At 47.3% G+C, this 20,874-nt stretch carries 23 protein-coding genes; 13 read left to right on the forward strand and 10 right to left on the reverse strand.

The annotated features are described in order from the left end of the window. The first annotated feature begins 5 nt into the window (after window positions 1-5). Both FO446_RS06220 and FO446_RS06225 read left to right on the forward strand, forming a co-directional pair. Window positions 6-1,178 (forward strand): bis-aminopropyl spermidine synthase family protein, encoded by a 1,173-nt coding sequence (locus FO446_RS06220; protein WP_237900119.1) that lies wholly within the window; start codon window positions 6-8, stop codon window positions 1,176-1,178. A gap of 53 nt (window positions 1,179-1,231) precedes the next feature. After that, window positions 1,232-1,570: a DoxX family protein gene (locus FO446_RS06225; RefSeq protein ID WP_237900120.1), complete on the forward strand. Its 339-nt coding sequence runs from the start codon at window positions 1,232-1,234 to the stop codon at window positions 1,568-1,570. 46 nt (window positions 1,571-1,616) lie between these two features. Here the strand turns inward: FO446_RS06225 and helD are convergent, their stop codons facing one another. The 6 genes from helD to FO446_RS06255 form a co-directional block, all read right to left on the reverse strand. Next, complete coding sequence (gene helD / locus FO446_RS06230; RefSeq protein WP_237900121.1) at window positions 1,617-3,977, reverse strand: RNA polymerase recycling motor HelD; 2,361 nt, start codon at window positions 3,975-3,977, stop codon at window positions 1,617-1,619. Between the two features lie 254 nt (window positions 3,978-4,231). Continuing rightward, a complete protein-coding gene (locus FO446_RS06235; protein ID WP_237900122.1) occupies window positions 4,232-4,855 on the reverse strand; it encodes a DUF6143 family protein in 624 nt (207 codons plus the stop codon). 126 nt (window positions 4,856-4,981) lie between these two features. After that, on the reverse strand, window positions 4,982-5,617 hold the full coding sequence (locus FO446_RS06240; RefSeq protein ID WP_173609037.1) for a hypothetical protein: 636 nt from the start codon (window positions 5,615-5,617) through the stop codon (window positions 4,982-4,984). A gap of 12 nt (window positions 5,618-5,629) precedes the next feature. Then, the gene (locus tag FO446_RS06245; protein ID WP_173609036.1) at window positions 5,630-6,760 is read right to left on the reverse strand and encodes a DUF4179 domain-containing protein; all 1,131 of its coding nucleotides are present in this window, start codon (window positions 6,758-6,760) and stop codon (window positions 5,630-5,632) included. Then, the gene (locus FO446_RS06250; RefSeq protein WP_173609035.1) at window positions 6,729-7,298 is read right to left on the reverse strand and encodes an RNA polymerase sigma factor; all 570 of its coding nucleotides are present in this window, start codon (window positions 7,296-7,298) and stop codon (window positions 6,729-6,731) included. The genes FO446_RS06245 and FO446_RS06250 overlap by 32 nt, the downstream gene beginning before the upstream one ends. Before the next feature lie 133 nt (window positions 7,299-7,431). Next, window positions 7,432-7,806 carry a DUF423 domain-containing protein gene (locus FO446_RS06255; RefSeq protein ID WP_173609034.1) on the reverse strand — a complete coding sequence of 125 codons (375 nt, stop codon included), beginning with the start codon at window positions 7,804-7,806 and terminating at the stop codon, window positions 7,432-7,434. A gap of 197 nt (window positions 7,807-8,003) precedes the next feature. Between FO446_RS06255 and FO446_RS06260 the strand changes: the two genes are divergently transcribed. Together FO446_RS06260 and FO446_RS06265 are read left to right on the forward strand one after the other, a co-directional pair. Beyond that, the gene (locus FO446_RS06260) at window positions 8,004-8,186 is read left to right on the forward strand and encodes a hypothetical protein (protein WP_173609033.1); all 183 of its coding nucleotides are present in this window, start codon (window positions 8,004-8,006) and stop codon (window positions 8,184-8,186) included. Between the two features lie 134 nt (window positions 8,187-8,320). Further along, window positions 8,321-9,742 (forward strand): SpoVR family protein, encoded by a 1,422-nt coding sequence (locus FO446_RS06265; RefSeq protein WP_237900124.1) that lies wholly within the window; start codon window positions 8,321-8,323, stop codon window positions 9,740-9,742. Window positions 9,743-9,922: 180 nt separating this feature from the next. Here FO446_RS06265 and FO446_RS06270 read toward each other — a convergent pair whose 3' ends face one another. The 3 genes from FO446_RS06270 to FO446_RS06280 all read right to left on the reverse strand — a co-directional run bounded on the left by FO446_RS06270 (window position 9,923) and on the right by FO446_RS06280 (window position 12,269). Continuing rightward, window positions 9,923-10,297 (reverse strand): hypothetical protein, encoded by a 375-nt coding sequence (locus FO446_RS06270; protein WP_237900125.1) that lies wholly within the window; start codon window positions 10,295-10,297, stop codon window positions 9,923-9,925. Between the two features lie 474 nt (window positions 10,298-10,771). After that, window positions 10,772-11,539: an SDR family NAD(P)-dependent oxidoreductase gene (locus FO446_RS06275; protein ID WP_237900126.1), complete on the reverse strand. Its 768-nt coding sequence runs from the start codon at window positions 11,537-11,539 to the stop codon at window positions 10,772-10,774. 28 nt (window positions 11,540-11,567) lie between these two features. Then, window positions 11,568-12,269 carry an SDR family oxidoreductase gene (locus tag FO446_RS06280; RefSeq protein ID WP_173609029.1) on the reverse strand — a complete coding sequence of 234 codons (702 nt, stop codon included), beginning with the start codon at window positions 12,267-12,269 and terminating at the stop codon, window positions 11,568-11,570. A 201-nt stretch (window positions 12,270-12,470) separates the two neighbouring features. Here FO446_RS06280 and FO446_RS06285 point away from each other — a divergent pair, with 201 nt between their 5' ends. The 4 genes from FO446_RS06285 to FO446_RS06300 all read left to right on the forward strand — a co-directional run bounded on the left by FO446_RS06285 (window position 12,471) and on the right by FO446_RS06300 (window position 16,713). Next, window positions 12,471-13,403, forward strand: coding sequence for a 3-hydroxyacyl-CoA dehydrogenase family protein (locus FO446_RS06285; RefSeq protein WP_173609028.1), 933 nt, complete (start codon window positions 12,471-12,473; stop codon window positions 13,401-13,403). 242 nt (window positions 13,404-13,645) lie between these two features. After that, complete coding sequence (locus FO446_RS06290; protein WP_237900127.1) at window positions 13,646-15,625, forward strand: methyl-accepting chemotaxis protein; 1,980 nt, start codon at window positions 13,646-13,648, stop codon at window positions 15,623-15,625. Window positions 15,626-15,739: 114 nt separating this feature from the next. Next, entirely contained in the window at window positions 15,740-16,276 is a 537-nt protein-coding gene (locus tag FO446_RS06295; protein ID WP_173609026.1) for a GNAT family N-acetyltransferase, read from the forward strand. Window positions 16,277-16,371: 95 nt separating this feature from the next. Then, entirely contained in the window at window positions 16,372-16,713 is a 342-nt protein-coding gene (locus FO446_RS06300) for a GRAM domain-containing protein (RefSeq protein WP_173609025.1), read from the forward strand. A 67-nt stretch (window positions 16,714-16,780) separates the two neighbouring features. Here FO446_RS06300 and FO446_RS06305 read toward each other — a convergent pair whose 3' ends face one another. Beyond that, window positions 16,781-17,050, reverse strand: a complete 270-nt coding sequence (locus tag FO446_RS06305) for a hypothetical protein (protein WP_064201727.1) — start codon at window positions 17,048-17,050, stop codon at window positions 16,781-16,783. Between the two features lie 167 nt (window positions 17,051-17,217). Between FO446_RS06305 and FO446_RS06310 the strand changes: the two genes are divergently transcribed. The 5 genes from FO446_RS06310 to FO446_RS06330 all read left to right on the forward strand — a co-directional run bounded on the left by FO446_RS06310 (window position 17,218) and on the right by FO446_RS06330 (window position 20,701). Continuing rightward, window positions 17,218-17,439: a hypothetical protein gene (locus FO446_RS06310; RefSeq protein ID WP_237900128.1), complete on the forward strand. Its 222-nt coding sequence runs from the start codon at window positions 17,218-17,220 to the stop codon at window positions 17,437-17,439. Window positions 17,440-17,476: 37 nt separating this feature from the next. Then, complete coding sequence (locus FO446_RS06315; protein WP_237900129.1) at window positions 17,477-17,773, forward strand: hypothetical protein; 297 nt, start codon at window positions 17,477-17,479, stop codon at window positions 17,771-17,773. 103 nt (window positions 17,774-17,876) lie between these two features. Further along, a complete protein-coding gene (locus FO446_RS06320) occupies window positions 17,877-18,578 on the forward strand; it encodes a TerC family protein (RefSeq protein ID WP_173609022.1) in 702 nt (233 codons plus the stop codon). Between the two features lie 2 nt (window positions 18,579-18,580). Further along, window positions 18,581-19,453 carry a LysR family transcriptional regulator gene (locus tag FO446_RS06325; protein ID WP_173609021.1) on the forward strand — a complete coding sequence of 291 codons (873 nt, stop codon included), beginning with the start codon at window positions 18,581-18,583 and terminating at the stop codon, window positions 19,451-19,453. A 180-nt stretch (window positions 19,454-19,633) separates the two neighbouring features. After that, window positions 19,634-20,701 (forward strand): AbrB family transcriptional regulator, encoded by a 1,068-nt coding sequence (locus tag FO446_RS06330; RefSeq protein ID WP_173609020.1) that lies wholly within the window; start codon window positions 19,634-19,636, stop codon window positions 20,699-20,701. Window positions 20,702-20,874: the final 173 nt, after the last annotated feature.

Genomic DNA, 20,874 nt, shown 5'->3' on the forward strand with positions numbered 1-20,874 from the left:
TCTACATGAAAAATTATATCGAAGACACCTATAAAAAAGTCCGTTTACAAGAAGGACAACGAGTGATCGAACAATTTTTGCTTGCGTGTTATTTTCAGCCGGGTTTGCCTACGAAAGAGCTGGCGAGAAAGGTACTCTTGCCTGTACCTGTGGCGACTGCGATCAAAAAAGAGCTGATCAAGGCAGGTGCCATACAGCAGGGGAGCGGGGTGAGATGCACCTCAGAAGGGGAGGCGTTCATTGAACAAAAGCTAGGGTATGGTGGGCTGGATCGAGAGCTGTACGAAAAGCTGATGAGAGACGATGAAGCTTGGAAAACAGAACTGGCTGACTTGCAAGCGGAGATGGAGACGATTTTTGCTGGGCGTCCGCAAGTCGATGTACAGATCGATCAGTCCAAATGCACAGTCGAGACGAGCTTGCGCAGGGCAATCTTATGCTTGCGGCATCAAAGTTTGGTGGGCAAAAAAATATTATGCGTCGGGGATGATGATTTGGTCAGCATCTCACTGGGGCTTTTGCTCAAGCGCTTGTTTCCAGGGAATCAACAACGTCCAGAGCAAATTGACGTAGTCGATATCGATGAACGCTTTCTCCAGTACATTACGGATGTGTCAAAGCAAAATGCATTGTCCGTAGCCTGCCATCAGGCTGATTTGCGGCATCCGCTGCCGAAGAAGCTGCAGGGTGGCTACGATTGCTTTTTTACTGATCCACCTTACACGCTGCAAGGAATGGCTCTGTTTTTATCCCGCGGAATTAGCGGGCTGCAAAAGCAAAAAGGACTGTCTATCTTCCTGTCCTTTGCACATAAATCGCCTGATTTCACGCTGAATATGCAACGGGAGTTCGTGCGGGCAGGCTTGACCGTACGAGAGGTACTCAGTCATTTCAATGAATACGAAGCGGCGCAAATGATTGGAAACAAGGGACAGATGATCGTGCTTACCACAACAGAGCTGACGGCTCCGACGATCAAGCATCCATTTCTGGAGTCGCTGTACACAGGCGAAGAGACTCCTTCCAAGCGTGAGTATCAATGCAAGCGCTGCAAAAGATCAATCCAGGTAGGGGCACAGGCAAAAATAGTGACGATTGAACAATTGAAAAAACGCGGCTGCCCTCGTTGCAAGCACCAAAGCTTTGAGCTGTTGTCCCGCCGAAGAGCACAAGACTGATTGTACGCAAGTGGGCATAAGGTAGTGGTGGAGGGGAGGGAGAAAAAGAGAAGATGGCTTACGAAAAAGCGTTTGTTTTATTGCGGATCGCGACGGGAATCTTGTTTTTCATCCATGGCATAGCCAAACTTCAAAAAGGGATGGCTGCTGTTGTGACGACGTTTGGTGATCTCGGTTTGCCGGGGTGGCTGGCGTATGTGGTTTTGATCGTAGAATTGATCGGCGGTCTCGCTCTGATCATCGGAGTCGGGGCGAGATATGCTGCCTGGGGATTAGCTGCGATCATGGCAGGTGCGATTGTGACAGTGAAATGGGCGAAAGGCTTTGTCGGCGGTTATGAGATGGATTTGATCCTGTTGCTTGTCACGATTTGTGTGGGGCTAAAAAGGTGAAAAAGAGATCCGGCTGAACCAGTAAGTGGTCAGCTGGATCTCTTTTTTAAACAAACAGCTCGTAATACGCAGGAGAAACGTTATCTAAAAACGGACTTTTTTCACCCGAATAGTATAGGTGCAGCTCGTGCATGGCTCGTGTACATGCCGTGTAAAAAAGCTTGCGTTCACTTTCTTCGCCGTAGCATGCAGCGGAAGCATCATAAAGGATGACCGAATCGAACTCCACCCCTTTTGCCAAGTAAGAGGGTATGATCAAGATTCCTTTTTCAAAGGAAAGAGTAGCGGGCTTGATCAGGCGAATTGGCAATTTCTCCTGCAAAGCGTCATGAACGACTTGGGCTTCCTCTAGTGTTTTTGTGATAACAGCGATCGTTTGATGACCGCGATCTGTGAGCTCACGTATGCGTGCTTCGATTTGGTCGGTATGAGCTTGAGGTGATGTCACTTTGGTTAGCGTTGGCAAGCGACCTTCACGCATAAAAGGCTCAATCATATCCCCATCTCGTAGCAGTTGTCGTGTAAACAAGACGATGGGATAGGTGGAGCGGTAGCTTTTGGTCAGGACGAAGGTCTCCGTCTCTTCAGGCTCAAACAGGGATGTGACAGCATCAAAGCTATTCTGGTGATACGCATGGGCGTAAATCGCCTGATTCCAGTCTCCCAGCACGGTCATTTTGGCACGGGGAAACAAGCTTTTGATGAGAGCAAACTGAAAGGCGGAGTAGTCCTGGGCTTCATCGAGAAAGACATGACGGACGAGGTTGTTCGTCTGCTTGCCCTCCAATCGTTCCTGCAAATACAAATAAGGAGGGATATCTTCACATGCCAAATACTGTTGCTCTAAACGATCTGCTGTCTGTTCGCACACTGTGGGCCACTTGTCTAATCCATCATGTTGGAGAGTATTTGGAGCAAGCGTCCCGAGCAAGTCAGGTGACAAGAAGAGCTGGCGGTAAATAGCGCGAGTATCAATAAATTGGAGTTCCCGGATAAAATCGCGCAGAGGCTGAAACTGTTTTTTGACGATCCAGTTGGCTAAGAGCTCCTGCTCGCGTTCGAAGTCATCAAAGGTATCCTCCCGAAACTGCTTTTTGCGGCGCAGCGATTGATAGGCAGCCACGTAAGCGTCTCGGTCTAGCAGCTCCATTTCATCTTCTACCCATGGTTTTGAGCGTTCGCGCTGTTCCAGTTTTTTCAGCTCTGTCAGCAGTGATTTCGCAACGAGTACCATCCGATTGGGGATTGGCAGACTCGTATCGAGAGAATAAAACAGCTCATGGATGTGAGCCGCACTGATCAGAGTCTGGTTTCTAAATATAACGGGGCGAAACATGATACCAGATTGCTTCAGGCTATTCGCGTATTTATCCATGGCCTGTAAAAACAAGGAGCTTGATTTGAAACGGATTCCTTCCAGCCGCGCCTCGTATCCTGACTGATCACTTGCTGTCAGTACATACTCCATCTGTTCAAGCGGGTTTTCCAGGCGGAATTCGTCACCGAGACGATGCTCCGCGTATTCCTGAAAAGTCGTTTGCTGCATATTTTCCTCGCCGAGCTCAGGAAGAACGGTCGAGACGTAGCTGTTAAACAAAGAGTTGGGCGAAAACAAGACGATTTGCTCTGCCGTCAATGTCTTGCGATAACGGTATAGCAAATAAGCGATTCGTTGCAAGGCCGCAGAAGTTTTTCCGCTGCCGGCAGCTCCGGAGACGATGACGAGTCGGCTACGTTCATTTCGGATGATGCGGTTTTGATCCCGTTGGATCGTGGCCACGATGCTTTTCATCTGCGAATCAGCCTGTTTGCCGAGTACCTCCTGAAGCAGTTCGTCGCCAATCGTCACGCCCGTATCAAACAGATGCAGCAATTTGCCGTCGCGAATGATGTATTGTCTTTTGCACGTAATCTCTCCATTAACGCTTCCGCTCGGGGTATTGTACGTTGCTGGCCCCGGCGAATAGTCGTAATAAAGACTGGAAATCGGAGCGCGCCAGTCATAGACGAGAAACTCCTCGTCGTTTTTATCCAGCAAAGAAGCAATGCCGAGATAGATGGCTTCTGGCTTCGATTCCAGCTCTTCTTGAAAATCAATCCTGCCAAAATAGGGAGAGTGCAACAATCGCTGCAGCGTACGCAACTGATTTTGGGCATGGCGATGGATGCGTTCACGCTCGGACAGGACTTCCGCTTGCTGCTTGATACTGGCGTAAGTCTCGACAGCTTCGATCGCATCTTCGAAGTTGACTGTCACGTCGTCCCAAAAATGCTTGCGAATTCCGATGATATCCTCGCTCACGACATTCACATGCTCTTTGAGGTCATCTATTCGGTTCTTTATCTCTGAGATGACTTGTTCAACACGTTGTTGTTCGTTTTGCCTATCTTGATCAGTCACGCTCATGGTACCGCTCCTTTTTCGTTCCCCATTTTTTGACCTGAAGGTTTGACAATCGAAAGTGAATGTGATACTATTATATTGGAGATAAAATAGCTACATATTATCGATTGACCGACAGACCAATTCTCATTTTATCATGTGATAATTGGCTTTTCAACATGGTATAGGAAAAATGCAAAGTGAAATGACAGGGAACTCCTTTGGGGGTTCCCTTTTTTGTTGCGGTTAGACTTGTCCGCCAAGGATTCCGGCGAGAGCTACCCATATACGGGTTGTTCCCACCAGTCTATTGAAAAGTAAAAGGATGTCTTCTCACCTGCGTTTGGAACGCGAGCGATGAGAGCCATTCCAGGTCCGAGAATCCACTGTCCGCCAGGGGTCGCCTCAACGGTGGAGGAGGCCGGAATGATTCGCGTGGAGGTATGAATGTGATCAGAGAGTGTATCCGCCATACCAGTGCCATGCAAAAGTTGCCCTTGGGCGGTGGGACAAGACGGGAGTTGAACATAGCCGGAAGTCACTTGACGTGAGAGAGTCGTACCTGTGATTGAGGAGGCTTTGCCAAACAAGAAATGTGCTTCTATCGGGTGCGGGGATGGATTCGTGATCATCCAGTGGTTGACAAATAAATGAACGCCAGAGCGTAAAGGGTTCGACAAGGCAGCGATCCCGTGAGCTCCATCGCTCACTGTGATTTTATCCGACTGCCCCATGAAGTATTTGCATTGATCCGCCATCGACATTGCATACGGAATGTGAACACTCCGGCTCAGCTGTTCCGTAGCAGAAGGAGTGGGAAAGGGATAGTACCCCATCTGCATGTAGACATCCGGTATTCCGCCAAAAAAGTACGAGGGGCGAGTATAGGAGGGCTTCGTCATGATTTCCTCTCCTTGTGAGTGGGGTAACTGCTAACCCTACAGCATATGGCAATCGTCCATGGAGGGTGTCAGGAAGCAAAAAAACAGACACCATTGTAGCTGGTGTCTGAACGAGTTTGAAATGGATTACTTTTTCTGGCTAGGAAGACGAACGCGATGGTATTGCTCCAGGCGGCCGTCTGAGTCGATGGACAGTTCAATTTGCTCCTTCTCAGCTTTAAAAGTAATCCCGCCTAGCTCTCGTGTAAATCCGTTCGTATCTCCTGTTTCAATGAATTGGTTGCTAACGGTTTTAAACTGCTTCGTATTTTCGCTGCCAAGTATTTGGTTCATAAGCTCTTGTCCACGTTGCTGGTAGTAATCCTTTTGGCGGGACGCTACTTTCGCTGCGGGAAAGGGACCACCATGATAGTGCAGCAAAATGCCTGTCGTGCTGTCGAATTGCATTTCGGCAAAACGTTTCCCTCTATCCGTTGCATTCCCTGTCTCATGCAGGGTAATCGTCCATACTCCCCGAATGTCTCCTGACATAGACAGGGGAGACTTATGTATCCCCATGATTTTCCACGTTTTCAGCGAGGGCTCCACTTCAAGCAGCTTTTGAAAACTGGCCTCTACGAGAGCAGGTAATGATTCCTGCTTGCTTGCATCACTTGGCTGCGCGGCGGGAGCATGCCCCGAACTTACAGTCGCGACTCCTGACAAACCGATAACAGCTGCCAACAATAAACTGCCGATTGCTTGAAAAGGTTGTATTTTCATGGTCGATCTCCTTTACTGTAACGAAATTTTTACTGCTTTATCCGGTTCTGCTTCCCCGTTCATATGCGGGATTAAATGGATGTAAGCGGGTTTTTCCTTGAAGGAAACGATAAATTTTCGCGAAATCCCATTCTCGTCGTAATCAGTGCTTTCCTCCTCAATATGAATTTCCTTACCATTGGGATCGAGGAGAGTATACGAAGGCTCATATAGTTTGTCGTCAGGCGGAATTTCTTTTAGTACAACCGTTGTGGATACCGGCGTGAGTGTAACCTCTTTGACTTGAAAAGCAAAATTACTCCGCAAGGTTTGGCTGATGTTAGGCGTGAGGGTCTTACTGTCAATCTTCGCAAACTGCTTTACAACGGGAAGTTTCAGGTTCCATGTGCTTTGTGCATTTTGATAGTCATATAACTGCGCCTGCATCGTAAACTGATCGGGCCAAGTTCCATTGAGGGTAATGGAAGTAACACCTGCAAACAAATAATCCTCCATCTGTTTGACCTTACTGCTCCAGCCAGCTCCAGTGCTATCGATGGGCTCAGCCAAGGTAAAATCCTTTAGCACGATTCTTTCTGCGATTTCCTTGGCGGCTGATTTTTCGGTCGTTTTGGGTATCTGAATCAAATAGCCAATACTCAATTGTATCCCATCGTAAAATACTTCGTTGACCGTTATCGTAATGCCATTGACCACTGCGCTTTGGTTGACTGCGGTAATTAGCCCTTTTTCGTTGGCGATTTGTAGAGCATCTTCTTGAAACAGTTCAAAGACAGAGCTGATGACCGGTACATGCTTCAACTTTTCTGCCCATGTGGGTGAGGAAAATCCGAGCGCCAGGAGGGTGAAAAGCAGGAAGGACGCAACGCTAGCAGAGGCCATGAAAATCTTTTTCATGCGGATACGGGAACCGGATGACTGCTCTTGTGGCATGGTTGTGAATAAATTGCTTTTCATCCGTGCTACGGTTTCTTCGTCCGGGGTGTGTATTCCGTTTTCTCGTTCAAGCTGTTTGACGATGTCAATAAGCTCAGATGCGTCATAGGCCAGAGCCCCGTTGCGCAACTCCGAGTGAGGCGCCTCCAGCCACTTGGCAAAGCTCTCGATTTGTTCAGAAACAATCTCGTCTGAATTGCGCTTCATAAGAATCCTCCGATCCTCGTAGATTTCCTTTTACCTTTTCTAAGGCGCGATACAGGCGATTTTTTACGGCACTTTCGCCCATTTGCATGATTTGTGCGATCTCGGCAAAGGTACATTCACCGAAAAATCTAAGCATGATAATTTCCCGTTCGATCTCATTGATTTGCTGTAGGGCAGAAGTTAAATCAAGTTGAGTGGTTGCATACTCTGAATAGCAGGCAGACGAATTGGCAGAGAGAGAATCAAGCTCACATTCTCTCGGGCGCCGCTTTTGCTTGCGTTGTTCGTCCATGAGCGTGTACTTGGCAATCTGAAACAGCCAGGTGAAAAAAAGCGACTCTTCCCGAAAGCTGTCAAGCCGACTCATTGCTTTTAAGAAGGTTTGCTGTGTCAGATCCTCGGCTAGCAATTTCCCCACTTTGAATGAAAAATAACGGTAAATTCGCTTTACATAATGATCATAAATAGGAGCAAAGTCCTCTCGATTTTCTTTGGCACGCGAAATCCAGTACTTCTCATCAAAAGGTGTAGATTCCATTTTCTCCCTCCCTTCTTCAACAGAATTAGACGTCAAGCGTTGGAGAATCGACACAACTGGCTTTCGATTTTTTGCATAGAAAAAAGGCTGGGAGCAAGATCCCAACCTTTTGCAAGCATATGAACTCTTTCGTTTACGACACCGTTTTCCAGGCATGAATGGCAAGCAGCGCCCAGCCAGCGAGGAACAAAACTCCGCCAATCGGCGTAATCGCACCGAGAACCTTAATACCAGTCATCGCCAGCGTGTAGAGACTGCCGGAGAAGATCACGGTTCCGGCTGCAAAGCACCAGCCTGCCCAGACGAGGCCAGAAGAATCCGGGTACCACTTGAGCAATAGAGCAACCAGCACGAGAGCCAGCGCATGTGTCGTCTGATAGGTCACGCCCGTATGGAAAATGCCCAGCGAATATTCGTCCAGCTTTTCCTTCAGTGCATGTGCCCCGAATGCTCCCAACGCAACCGAAAGAAATCCACTGATACTGCCTAGCATCAAAAACAGCTTCATGAGTGCGTCACTCCTTTTTTCGCATAACCTGTACATCTGTCCGACCTCTATTTTATCGTAAAAAGGTAGACATTGCCCAATTGTAATTTGGTGAACACGCCTTGGACTACCATACAAGCCGCTTGTCAACCTCCTACATAGAGTAAAGTATCGCAGTGGCAACGCTTACAGGCTACTGCGACGGGAGGTGACGTAATATGAACAAATGGATTTCCAACGTAGGAGGGCTTCTTGGTGGCTACGCATTGTTGAAAGCGCCGCTGGAAGGTTCCTTCCTAACTGGGTTGGACCCGGTGGTGGATGGAGTTGGTCTGATCACTGTGGTCGTATTCGCGGGAGCTCTTATTTATTCTGGTGTACGCGACTGGTTCCAAGGCTAAGAAGGTAGGACAAAAAACAAATCAAGGGTGTCTCCAGTCGGAGATGCCTTTTTTCTTCGAAAGGCTGGCGTCTTTTGGCGCGCTCCCCCATATACATAAAGTAGACCGACGGCAAAAGGGGGAGGCGAAACGATTTGACCAACGACGAGCGAAAAGAACTGGAGCGATCCATTGACGAAATTACCGAGATCGCCAAAGGGTTCAATCTCGATTTTTACCCGATGCGATACGAGATATGCCCGTCTGACATCATTTATACATTTGGCGCGTATGGAATGCCCACACGATTCTCGCACTGGAGTTTTGGGAAGTCCTTTTACAGGATGAAATTGCAGTATGACCTGAATCTGAGCAAAATCTACGAGCTTGTCATCAACTCCAATCCTTGTTACGCATTTCTTTTGGATGGAAATTCCTTGATTCAAAACAAGCTCATTGTGGCTCACGTCCTTGCTCACTGCGACTTTTTCAAAAACAATGTGCGCTTCTCCAACACCAATCGGGATATGGTCGAAAGCATGGCGGCCAGCGGAGAGCGGATTCGCCAGTATGAGATCGAGTATGGCAAGGAAGCTGTGGAGAATTTGCTCGATGCGAGCTTGGCGATTCAGGAGCACATCGATCCGAGCTTGCTGCGTCCGAAGCTGCGTTGGAAACGAGAGCCAGAGGAGTCGAACAAAAAGACGAAGAACGAACGGCACTCCCCTTATGACGATCTCTGGGGACTGGACCGCAAAGCAAAAGAGGAAGCCGAGCCGGTAAAAGCACCACGCAAATTCCCGCCGGAGCCGGAAAAAGACCTGTTGCTGTTCATTATGGAATACAGCAATATCCTGGACGATTGGCAGCGGGATGTACTGACGATCATTCGGGATGAGATGCTGTATTTCTGGCCGCAGATGGAGACGAAGATCATGAACGAAGGCTGGGCTACCTACTGGCATATGCGCATCCTGCGGGAAATGGAGCTGACAGAATCGGAGACGATCGAGTTTGCCAAGCTGCATTCCTCCGTCATTCAGCCTTCGACGACGAGCATTAATCCGTATCATTTGGGTCTGAAAATTTTGGAGGACATTGAAAAGCGCTGGGATAATCCGACGAAGGAGGAACAGGAGCGTTTCGGACGCAAGCCAGGAGAGGGACGCGCGAAAATTTTCGAGGTGCGCGAACTGGAGTCCGACATCAGCTTCATTCGCAACTTCCTGACCAAGGATCTCGTCAGTGATCTGGATTTGTATATGTTCGGCAAGCAGGGCAACGATTGGGTCGTCGCGGAAAAGCAGTGGGAGAAGGTACGCGATGGTCTGGCGGGCACACGGGTTAACGGGGGGTTCCCTTATGTACTCGTGCACGATGGGGATTACTTACGCTCCGGCGAGTTGTACTTGAAGCATCATTTCGAGGGGCTGGAGCTGGACGTCAAATACGTAGAAAAAACATTGCCTTACATCTATACCATGTGGGGAAAATCCGTTCACCTGGAATCGATGGTGGAGGATCGACAAGTGTTGTTTACGTACGATGGCAAGAAAGTGCATCGCCGCTTTTTATAGGGAAAAGGCCGCATGCCCGGTGGAAGCTAACCGAGCGCGCGGCTTTTTCTATGTGTCCGAACCGCTTATTAAGTACACGTGGAATGAAAATGCTTTAAAACGTTAACTACCAACTATTCAATCCTGAAGAGGTGGAAAAAGCTCGCAAAGTAGCGAGAGCATCCGTATTTTTAAGGAGTTTCAAGATAAACTGCTTGTTTTTTTCTCAACCTCGATCGCTTCTTCCAAAAAGGCTTGCCTTGCTTCTTTTACTAGGAAAACAATCAGGATGAAAACAAAGATGTAGGCAAAGTCGAGAAACCAGATAAGCCCCAAGGGATGAGAAAGCATGGCACCTAGCATAGGTGACATCAACCCGCCCATTACTCCAGCTATTACTCCTTCAATAGAAGCGGTAAGAGAGATCATTTTCCCCGAGATAAACCCAACCACCATACCAATTGCGACAGCGATGATCATGCCATCCATACAGGCAAGCTCGGACCGATTTTTGTAGGTATAAAGGATACTGCTAACCGTCACTAAACTGAGAAAAATCATGTTTAGGAATAGCATATAATCCTCCTAATTCGCTGCTATTTTCCTTCTTCGCCTGCATCCACATCTGCAAAAGATCGTGCATCTATTGCCTCGACAAAGACATCTGTTAGCCACTTAGACCACCTCCTGCAATAACATATGAGGTGGTCTAAGAAAGTTGCCAGACTTCGGATTGGTATTTACACTAATTATTTGAAAATGGGTTGAATTTTTTGTGTGAATTTCAAACAATTACCATTAATATAAGGAAGAAGACTGATGAATGAGGTGATATTATCAAAAAAATTCTCTTGGTTATACTTCTTGGGCTGCTTGCATTCAGTTTTTTTGATCTTGACGTAAGCATGGGAATAAGTAAAAAGGTTTCGGTATGCATCACAGTCGTGGTGGTTCTCTGGATGACTTATTTGGACTATAAGGGTGGAGGAAAGAAAGGCCGCATGCCCGGTGGAAACTAACCGAGCGTGCGGCCTTTTCTACGTGTCCGAACTAGGACAACTGATCCGTAATTCCAATATGACTGCTGATCCCGCCGTCCATGGTGATGCTCGCTCCATTGATGTACCCGCTATGCGGCCCGGCGAGATGATAAATCATCTGGGCGATTTCCATCGGCTGAGCTACCCGTTTCACCGGGCTTTTGGCGATGACCCGATTCATGTAATCCGAAATATCCTCCGGACGTACGCCCATTGCGGTATCCACATATCCGGGACAGATGGCATTGCAAGTAATTCCATGCTCTCCCCATTCCGCAGCAATTGTTTTTGTATAACCGATCATGCCATGCTTGGAAGCGACGTAGGTGGATGAATGTGCAGAGCCTAGCAAGCCCTGAATGGAAGCGATGTTTACGATCCTCCCGTAGCTCCTATCTTTCATCTTGGGCAGCAGGTTTCTGCAAAATAGGAATACACTCTTCAAGTTGGTATTCATGATCCAATCCCACTCTTCATCGGAGACTTCGTCGACTCGGTGGAATGGACCGCCAACTCCGGCATTGTTGACCAAGATAGTGATATCTCCGAAATGCGATTCTACTAGCTGGATGGCTTCTTCTACTTGCGTTCGTTGACCGACATCACAGCGAATAGACAAGGCCTGACCGCCTGCCTGATTAATTTCTTTGGCGACTAGCTGTGCCTTTTCTTCTTGTACATCAAGAACAGCGACGCGTACCCCATGCTGAGCCAAAAGCTTTGCGGCTGCTGCCCCGATCCCATTGCCTGCTCCTGTGATGATTGCTACTTGGTGCATTTGTAAACTCTCCTTATTCATCTGTCATTTAGAGAACGCCTTTAGGCGGAAGGATTTTGACTTCATCGATTCGAACGTGGAGCGGACGGGAGGCGATATCTAACACGGTATCCGCCACATCTTTTGGTACGAGCATCGCACTCGGATCAAAAAAATGCCGCTCCTCCGTCATGTTTGTATGAACGGCACCGGGAAAAATGGTGGAGACTCTTACATTGTCGTTTTTCCATTCTTCATTGCAAATTTGGGAAAAGCCTTGGACGGCAAATTTCGAAGCTCCATAAACACCGTTTTCTGCAATGGGAATATACCCTGAGACACTAGAGATATTGATGATACGGCCTCCGTGAGCTTTCATTACCTTGTATCCTTCGCGGCTGCAAAGAAAGAGTCCAGTTACATTGGTGCGAAAAACATGCTCCCATTCATCTACGCTTGTTTGTTCGACAGGTTTAAACACGCCGACTCCTGCATTGTTGACAAGGACATCTAAACGTCCGTATAACCTTTGTACTTGCGCAAATAAGGCAAGGACACTTTGCTCGTCGGTCACGTCTAGCTGTACATTCGTCACACTTCCCGGCTCAGCTTGTGCAATTTCGTTCGGATGTGGCGCGGTTCGAGAGGTTGCCCAAACGATCGCTCCTTCTTTTGCCAAAACATTTGCCATCTCAAGGCCCAATCCTTGACTGGCTCCTGTGATGACCACGATTTTATTCAGTAGTTTCATGTGTGCCTCCGTATATAAAACGTCCATTCCAATAACTGGGTTTACTAAACGTTTTTTAATAGTACAAAACTTTATTCCTGCCAACAAGCGCCATAGGAATGAATTTCGATAAAAGTAGTAGGAGTTTATTGGGCAGGAACTAGGTATTTCATCGTGGAAAGCTTAGTAAGTAAACCTAATTCACCCTGGGGGGCTCTTTCTATGGAAAAGCATGCGGCTGTCATCGGATCAGGTGTTATGGGACATGGAATCGCGCAGCTATTCGCGTTGGCTGGATTTCGTGTTTCTCTTTACGATTTGCAGGAAGAGTTTTTGCTGAAAGCAAGAGCTAGCATTGAGCACAGCCTTTCCCTTCTGGTTGCAGAGGGAGTGATTGCAGACGAGTCTAAAGTAGCAGCGCTCGAGCAAATCGTCCTGACCACGGATTTGCAAGAGGCAGTATCTGCTGCTGAAATCATCACAGAAGCGGTACCAGAAGTCATCGAGCTAAAGTGGGAGCTGTTTGAAAAGCTGGAGCAATACGCGAGACCAGATGCGATTATTGCTTCCAATACGTCTACGTTTTCGATTGCGCGACTGATCGAAAAAGCAACCACGCCTCAGCGCTTTATCATTACACATTTTTTCAATCCAGCCCAATTGGTTCCGTTGGTCGAGGTAGTCAGGCACGAGAAGACCGCGGAGGAAGTGGTTCAAAAAACGATACAACTGATGGAAGAGATCGGGAAGTCTCCGGTTTTGTTGAAAAAGGATGTACCGGGTTTTATCGCCAATCGGCTGCAAACAGCTTTGATGAGAGAAGCTTTTCATTTGCTCGCAGAAGGTGTGGCAGATGCAGCCCAGATCGATATGGTAATGAAGAACGGAATTGGCTTTCGTTGGGCTTTTGTCGGGCCTATTGAGACGGCGGATTTAGGTGGACTCGATACGTGGAAGCGCGTGATAGATAACCTGGCGCCAGAGCTGAATGGCTCGACAAAAGCACCCGCCATCATTGAGGAACGAGTAGCAGAAGGCAATCTCGGCACCAAGACGGGCGCAGGGATTTACTCGTATAAGGATGCATCTGTCTCAGAAAAGCTGCGTGTACGTGACGAACAGTTTATCCGTTTAGCGAAAATGAAGCGCGTTTGAAGTAACTTACAATAAATTTCGCTACTAAATAGCAGTCAATACCGACCGTCCTGTCTATCATACGTAAGCAGGGCGGTTTTTCTATGGCCTTGGGGGCGGTATAGGCCCCGCTTTTTTATACCTATTACAGTTCTATATATTTTTTGCTTAATTAACCAACCTTCGTTACCGATATAAAAAATTAGGACTTCACCAACATGAAACGTTTCCCTAAATACAACTTAGAAAGAAGATGAAATGAAGTGAAAGTTGACTTGCGAAATTGGTTTCGAAGCTATCGAACCAAACTCATAATCACATTTCTCTTGATTTTGTTAGTCCCTTCCCTTGTCGTTGGAAGCCTGGCTTACAATCAAGCGAAACAAGAAATTGCCAAACAGATCTTGGATAGTGCCAACGAAAACGTCGATTTGGTCAACTCCATCGTCAGCAGTACGTTTGAGGGCAAAAAGAAGGATGCTGACTATTTGGCAAAAGATATCACACCTGGCGTGAAATCAACTGATGTTCAAAAAGAAATCATGCACCATTTGGATATGTATATGGGTATGCATGCGGACGTGTCCAGTATCAGTTTGGGAACAGTTGACGGACAATACTTCCGCGCTCCCAAGCAAGAAGTACAGGCAGGGTTTGATCCGCGTACGAGAGACTGGTACAAGAGAGCGATGGAAAACAAGGGAACTGTCGTCGTTACGGACCCATATATTTCGGCGGTATCAGGTGAGGTTTTAGTAGCGGTAGCAAGAACGACGGAGGATGGCGCTGGGGTTATCTGCATTACAGTTGGGATTGAGCAGATCAAACAACTGGCAAACTCAGTCAGCATCGGTTCGGACGGAGATGTCATCGTAGTGGACAGCAATAAGAAGTATGTCGTCCACCCGGAAAATCAGGCAGGAACTGTGGCACAAGAGAGTTTTTACGACAACTTGTACCAAGGAGAAACAGGTCATTTCAATTACGAGGAGCAAAGCATCCCGAAACAGATTTACTATGTAACGAATCCGGCTACTGGCTGGAAAATTGCTGGTTCGATGTACTTGTCAGAGGTTGAGGATGCTGCACAGCCGATTTTCGCGCAAACGTTTTGGACGATTACGATCTGCTTGCTGCTGGGAGCACTCATTGTAGCAGCTGTACTGCGTTCTCTTCTCCGGTCCATTCAGGACGTGAAGGTACATGCGGTTAGAGTGAGCCAAGGTAATTTGACTGACCCGATTAAAGTACGGTCAACTGATGAAATCGGTGAGCTCGGCCATGCGTTTAATACGATGCAGGATAACCTGCGGGCGCTCATCTCAGATGTCGAGACTAGAGCAGAGCAAGTAGCCGCGTCTTCGGAGCAATTGACTGCGAGCGCGCAGCAGACGAGTATTGCAACCGAGCATGTAACGACTGCTGTTCAGGAGGTAGCTGGTAGCGCGGAACAACAAACAAGCGGAATCGACCAAAATGTGCGCTCACTGCAGGAAATTGCGGAAGGGGTCACACGGATTGTAGAGAGTGTCAATGTGTTGTCGGATACTGCTCAGCAAACGACGGTTCAGGCAGAAGAAGGTGGCAGCTTTGTCGAACAAGTCATGAGTCAAATGAAGTCGATTCATGAATCAGTAGAACAGTCTGATCGCATGACCAAATCGCTCTATGATCGTTCGAAAGAAATTGGGACGATCTCAGATGTCATCAGCGGGATTGCCCAGCAGACGAATTTGCTGGCATTGAATGCAGCGATTGAAGCGGCACGGGCTGGTGAGCATGGCAAAGGCTTTGCGGTTGTAGCTACAGAGGTGCGACTGTTGGCTGAGCAATCACAATTGTCGGCTAAGCAAATTTCTGAATTGATCACAGAGATTCAACGGGAAACTAAGCAATCCGTCGACAACATGGAAAAAGTCAGACTGGATGTTGAAGCAGGCTTGAACGTTTCAGAGGAGACGATTCACAAGTTTGAAGGCATTATGGAAAGCACCAGAATGACCAACCCACATATCGCAGAAGTATCCTTGATCGCACAGCAAATCTTGGCTGCTGTTCAGGAAGTAACTGCGACAGCCAATGTGCTCGTCACCATCGCGAAAAGCAACGCCGAAACAGCCGAGGAAGTAGCAGCCTCTACCGAGGAGCAGCTCGCCTCCATGCAAGAGATCTCATCCTCCGCTCAATCCTTGTCGTCACTGGCGGAAGAGCTGAAAGTATTGCTCAATAAATTTACCTATTAATCTGTGTCCGAAAACAAACGAAGCGCCCTGTCTCTTGCAAACGAGCAGGGCGTTTTGCTGTATAGATGTGATACCATATTGGCAACACAAGCGATATGGGAGGAGATGTGAACGATGAACATGAGGATCAGAATAGAACAAGTAGATGATTATTCCGTTACTGAACAGGTCGTAAAAAGTGCATTCGCGAATGCTGAGTTCAGCGATCGCAAAGAACATGAGTTGGTGTCTCGCATCAGAAAATCGGATGCATTCATCCCCGCGTTATCTCTAGTCGCGATTGATGATGAGAATCAAAAGACCGTGGGACATATTCTTCTCTCGAAAATAAACATTCGCAATGACAATCAGAGCATAGAGTCACTCGGGCTTGCCCCAGTGTCAGTCCTGCCCGATTACCAAAGCAAAGGCATAGGGAAGAAACTAATTCTCGAAGCCCTCCAAAAAGCCAAAGAACTGGGATACCAATCTGTTGTTGTCCTCGGGCATCCCGAATATTACCCGAAGTTTGGCTTCCAAAAAGCCTCCCGTTGGGGAATAAAAGCACCTTTCGAAGTACCAGATGAAGTATTTATGGCATTGGAGCTCCAAGAAAATGCCTTGGCCAATGTTTCTGGAGTTGTTGAATACTCTCGTGCATTTTTTGAATAGGTAGGGATCGTTAATGATTCCTAATTATGGTACTATGAATTGCCTACCAATTCGAGAAAAAATGGAATCGCATGTCGGAGGGGAAAAAAGAAGCAATGGAACTCAGGGGAAATGAATCGATCGTGCAAGAGAATATAGCGGCAAACCTATTCAGAGGAATGGAAGGAGTAGGTGGGAGGTTAACGATTACGAGTGAGAGACTCTATTTTCAACCACACAGTCTCAATATTCAAACACAGCCTCTCGAATTAAACTTGAATGATATTGCATCCGTTGAAAAGCGAAATACACTATTCGTGATCCCAAACGGAATGAAAATCAAGATGCATAACGGACAAGAGCATAAATTTGTTGTATGGAAACGAGCGGAGATCATCGGAATCATTCAGGATACAAAAATGAAGCAAAAAATGAAGGTAATCATTAAGACGAGGTAGCGGTCCGTTCAATAAAAATCGCCCTGTCACAAGCAATACCTGAGCTGAGCAGGGCGATTCCCTCATCTTACAAATTTCTTGCAATGTGCGGTTTGCTATAATGACTGGTACCCCCACCGCCAACCAAAACTCTTCCACCTTGTCTGAAGATGAGCAATTTCCTAGATCCATCTGAGAGCAGTACTGTGACTTTAGCCCGATTCGCTGTTGCAATATAAATAACGTAACCACTTCGGGAGATTACCGTACGCCAGTTGCGATCGAATTCAGAGCGCAGAACCCGATTGGAATAAACTTGGTTTTCTACGCGTCTCGCGGTGATTCTTTTGTTTTTCATCGAGTAACAACACCTCCTGTCAATCTATCCTATTCATGGAAGAGAAAAAGGAATGGACAAGAGTTGTAGGCGATTTTACTATTTTCGTTGCAACCATACAGGAAAGGTTCTATGATAATACCAAGGACGGTATTCATTGTAAGAGCCGTAAAAAGGAGTGAAAGACAATGGCAAAAAGCCCAGCACGCAAGCAACGGGAAAAGCTGGCCCGTGAAGGCAAAAGAAACCCAGAGCTCAACAGAAGCATTTTCGCATTCGCTGATATGAGACAACGGACCACGAAGACCCGAGCAGAAAAACTGAATCAACAGAAACACAAAAGGTCGTTATCCTACCAAAGTGATGATGGCCTTTTTTATTTGCGTGTGAAGCTTGCTGCAATCGTTTAACATAAAGTCATCCCGTACCAAAGTGAGGCATGACATCATGAATAATACCATTCACCCAGAATGCGCGAGAGCCATTCAACATCTCCTCCAACTGAAGGACCCAAAACGCGAAGACTTTCTGGCGCTGAAAACGCACGGAAATGACCGTTATTCGACAATGGGATGGGAGGAGCTACAGACGTACATCAATGAAAAGACCGTCATCATTGTCGAGCAGTTTGAAAATGAACAAAATATTATGTCTGCCCTGCGCTGGGTAGCGAGAGGGTTGCCAGTTTGGCTAGCAATTCGAAAAGTGCGGGCGGATTATTCGGTGTATGGATACAAGAAGTAGCCTGTCTTTCAAAAAAAATATATGCAAATAATAGAAATAATACTGCACGAAGGAAAAGATAGGTCTATTATTGTCAGTATTAGCAATTTTGGAGGGAGACATCATGACAGATTACTTACTTAGCTTACTACAAATTATTATGATCAACCTGGTGTTGAGCGGAGACAATGCAGTCGTAATTGCTCTTGCCTGCCGCAACCTGAGCCCAGAGCTGCAGAAAAAAGCTACTTTTTGGGGGAGCTTCGGTGCAATTGGATTGCGAATCATCCTTACCTTCATTGCCATCTGGCTGTTGAAAATTCCGTTTGTCCAGGTCGTCGGAGGGCTTTTGCTGATCTGGATTGCGGTCAAGCTGTTAAAAGGTGAAGATGAGGACAGTCACATTGGTGGGGGAGCGAGTTTTGTTGAGGCACTCAAAACCATTATTTTTGCCGATCTGATTATGAGTCTGGACAATGTCATCGCTGTAGCCGGGGCAGCGAACGGAAACCTGGTTTTGGTCATCATCGGTCTTGCCATCAGCATTCCGCTCATCATTTGGGGAAGCCAGTTGCTGATGAAGCTGATGAACCGTTTTCCCATCATCGTATTGTTGGGGGCGGCTTTGCTCGGATATACAGCAGGAGAAATGATTGTAGGAGACAAAGCAGTAGGCAGCTTCCTCGAGGGGGTAATGCCTTCGCTGCATATGATTTTGCCGGTAGCATTGGCACTTCTGGTCATTGTGATTGGAAACTATTTGAAAAGAAAGGGGAAAAATGTATTAAATAAAGAAGTGACAAATAACCATGCGGAGACACTATAGCTATGGAATATCGAGATTGGTACATTCTCCAAACCTTGTACCAGGAACAAAACATTACAAAGACAGCCGAAAGCCTGTATTTGTCCCAGCCTGCGCTGACCAAAAGATTGCGGCAGATTGAAAAAGAATTTGGCGTACAGATCGTGCAACGGGGGAGCAGAGGCGTTCATTTCACTCCTCAAGGCGAGTATTTGGCCAAATGTGCGGATGAAATGCTCCTTAGACTGCGCAATATCAAGGAGCATGTCTTGAACATGGGCAACGAGGTCAATGGGACGCTCCGGTTGGGGGTTTCCAACTATTTTGCACGGTACAAGCTCCCGATGATCTTGAAAAAGTTCAAGGAAGCTTATCCAAATGTCGAGTACAAGGTAATGACCGGATGGAGCAAAGACGTCTACAAGTCCGTGTATAATCAGGACGTGCACGTAGGCTTCGTCCGGGGAAGCTACAACTGGTCCGATCAAAAGCACTTGCTGTTCGAGGAATCGGTCTATGTCGTTTCCACGGAACGTATTCATATCGACGACCTGCCCACTCTGCCACGAATCGACTATGAGACGGATCCTATGCTGCTGGCATTAGTGGACAGCTGGTGGACGGAACGATTTTCTCAACCACCACTGATCGGCATGGAGGTCGACAAAGCGGATACATGTAGTGAAATGGTAGCAAACGGTTTGGGGTACGCCATCCTTCCACGAGGCGTGCTGAATGGCAAAGACGATCTGCACATGATCGAGCTGACCACAGCCGAGGGGGAGCCGATCAAACGAAGTACCTGGATGTTTTATCATGCCGACTCGATGGAATTGCAAATGGTCAAGGCATTTGTGCGCTTCATAGAGCAGGGTGAGATAGCATTCATCGATTAAGCAAGGAAAAAGGAACTGCTGGGAATTCCTGAATGGGAGCCAGCAGTTTTTATTATTCACACAAGGAATCGCCAACGATAACCATTTTGTATTTTTTCTGCGAGAACAATTGTTTTACACTAGGTGTACCCCCACCCTAGAAGCTTCATACAACGTCGGATAGTAGGAGAGGGAACGCTTATGCTGTTACGCATTTTGTTTACATTGCTGCTCGGATCACTGGGAGGCTGGCTGTTTGCTACCATTCACAGCCCACTTCCTTGGCTGCTCGGAGCGCTAGTTATGACAGTGATCTGTAATATGCTTGGGGTCAAAAATCTTTGGATTCCCCGTTGGTTTCGTCAAGCGGGATTGACAGTAATCGGGATCACCCTGGGTCTGCGAATGACAGCTGAAATCGTCGAGACGATGACGGGACACATTGGTTTGATGCTCATCACCACGATTTTGACCATCTTGATCAGTTTGGTGAACGCTTGGATATTTTACAAGGTCTGCCGGGTAGACGGAATAACGGCGATTTTCAGCAATATTCCAGGTGGTTTATCGGAAATGGTGTCGGTGGGGCAAATGGCGGGAGGAAATCAACAAGTCATCACGATTTTTCACTCGATCCGTGCGATCAGCGTCGTGCTTTGTACCCCTTATCTAGTGACATTTCTACCTACGCATGCTGCCATACAGACGGCTACTACAGAACACATGCTGGGGATTGGGCAGACAGTCATGATTCTTGTGGCTGGTCTCATTGGAGCGTTGATTGCGTCACGCTGTTATATACCCGCCCCGTTCTTGCTAGGTGCCTTGCTCGTGACCGCTTTGATTTCGATGAATACATCGCTTGTGGGAGAGAGTCCTGCGTTGCCAAGCATCTTGGTCCAAGGAGCTCAAATATTCATCGGGGTCAGCATCGGTCTTGGCTTCAAACGAGAGGACATCGCCAAAAACCGCCGATTCTTTCTCTTCGGTCTTCTGCATTCCCTGTTCTTGTTCGTCATGGTGATTGTGCTTGCCATCGGCATTTCTTACGTGTCTGCTACCGATATCGTGACGGCGATTTTGGCGACGGTGCCAGGTGGACTCGCCGAAATGAGCTTGACTGCCTTGGCGACAGGAGCCGATCCGCTCTTAGTGACGGCGTTTCATCTGTTTCGTTTGGTCCTTGTCCTTACGCTGTTTTCCTTCGGCGCTCGTGCATGGACGAACCGCCACAGCAGGATCAAACAGCCAAAGGAGACCAGCGCCTGAGACAGTATTACAGTCAAATTAATAGCAAGACCTGTACGTTCCCTGATCGGAACGGCAGGTCTTTTTGGCGTGAAAAAAATGAAAATAATCATAAATATAGCGTTTATCCAAATTATCTGAACAAACTAGGAAGCGTTTTCATCGGATGCTATGATCTCCTTACCATAATTGAA

Source organism: Brevibacillus brevis (genome assembly GCF_022026395.1).
GTDB lineage: Bacteria > Bacillota > Bacilli > Brevibacillales > Brevibacillaceae > Brevibacillus.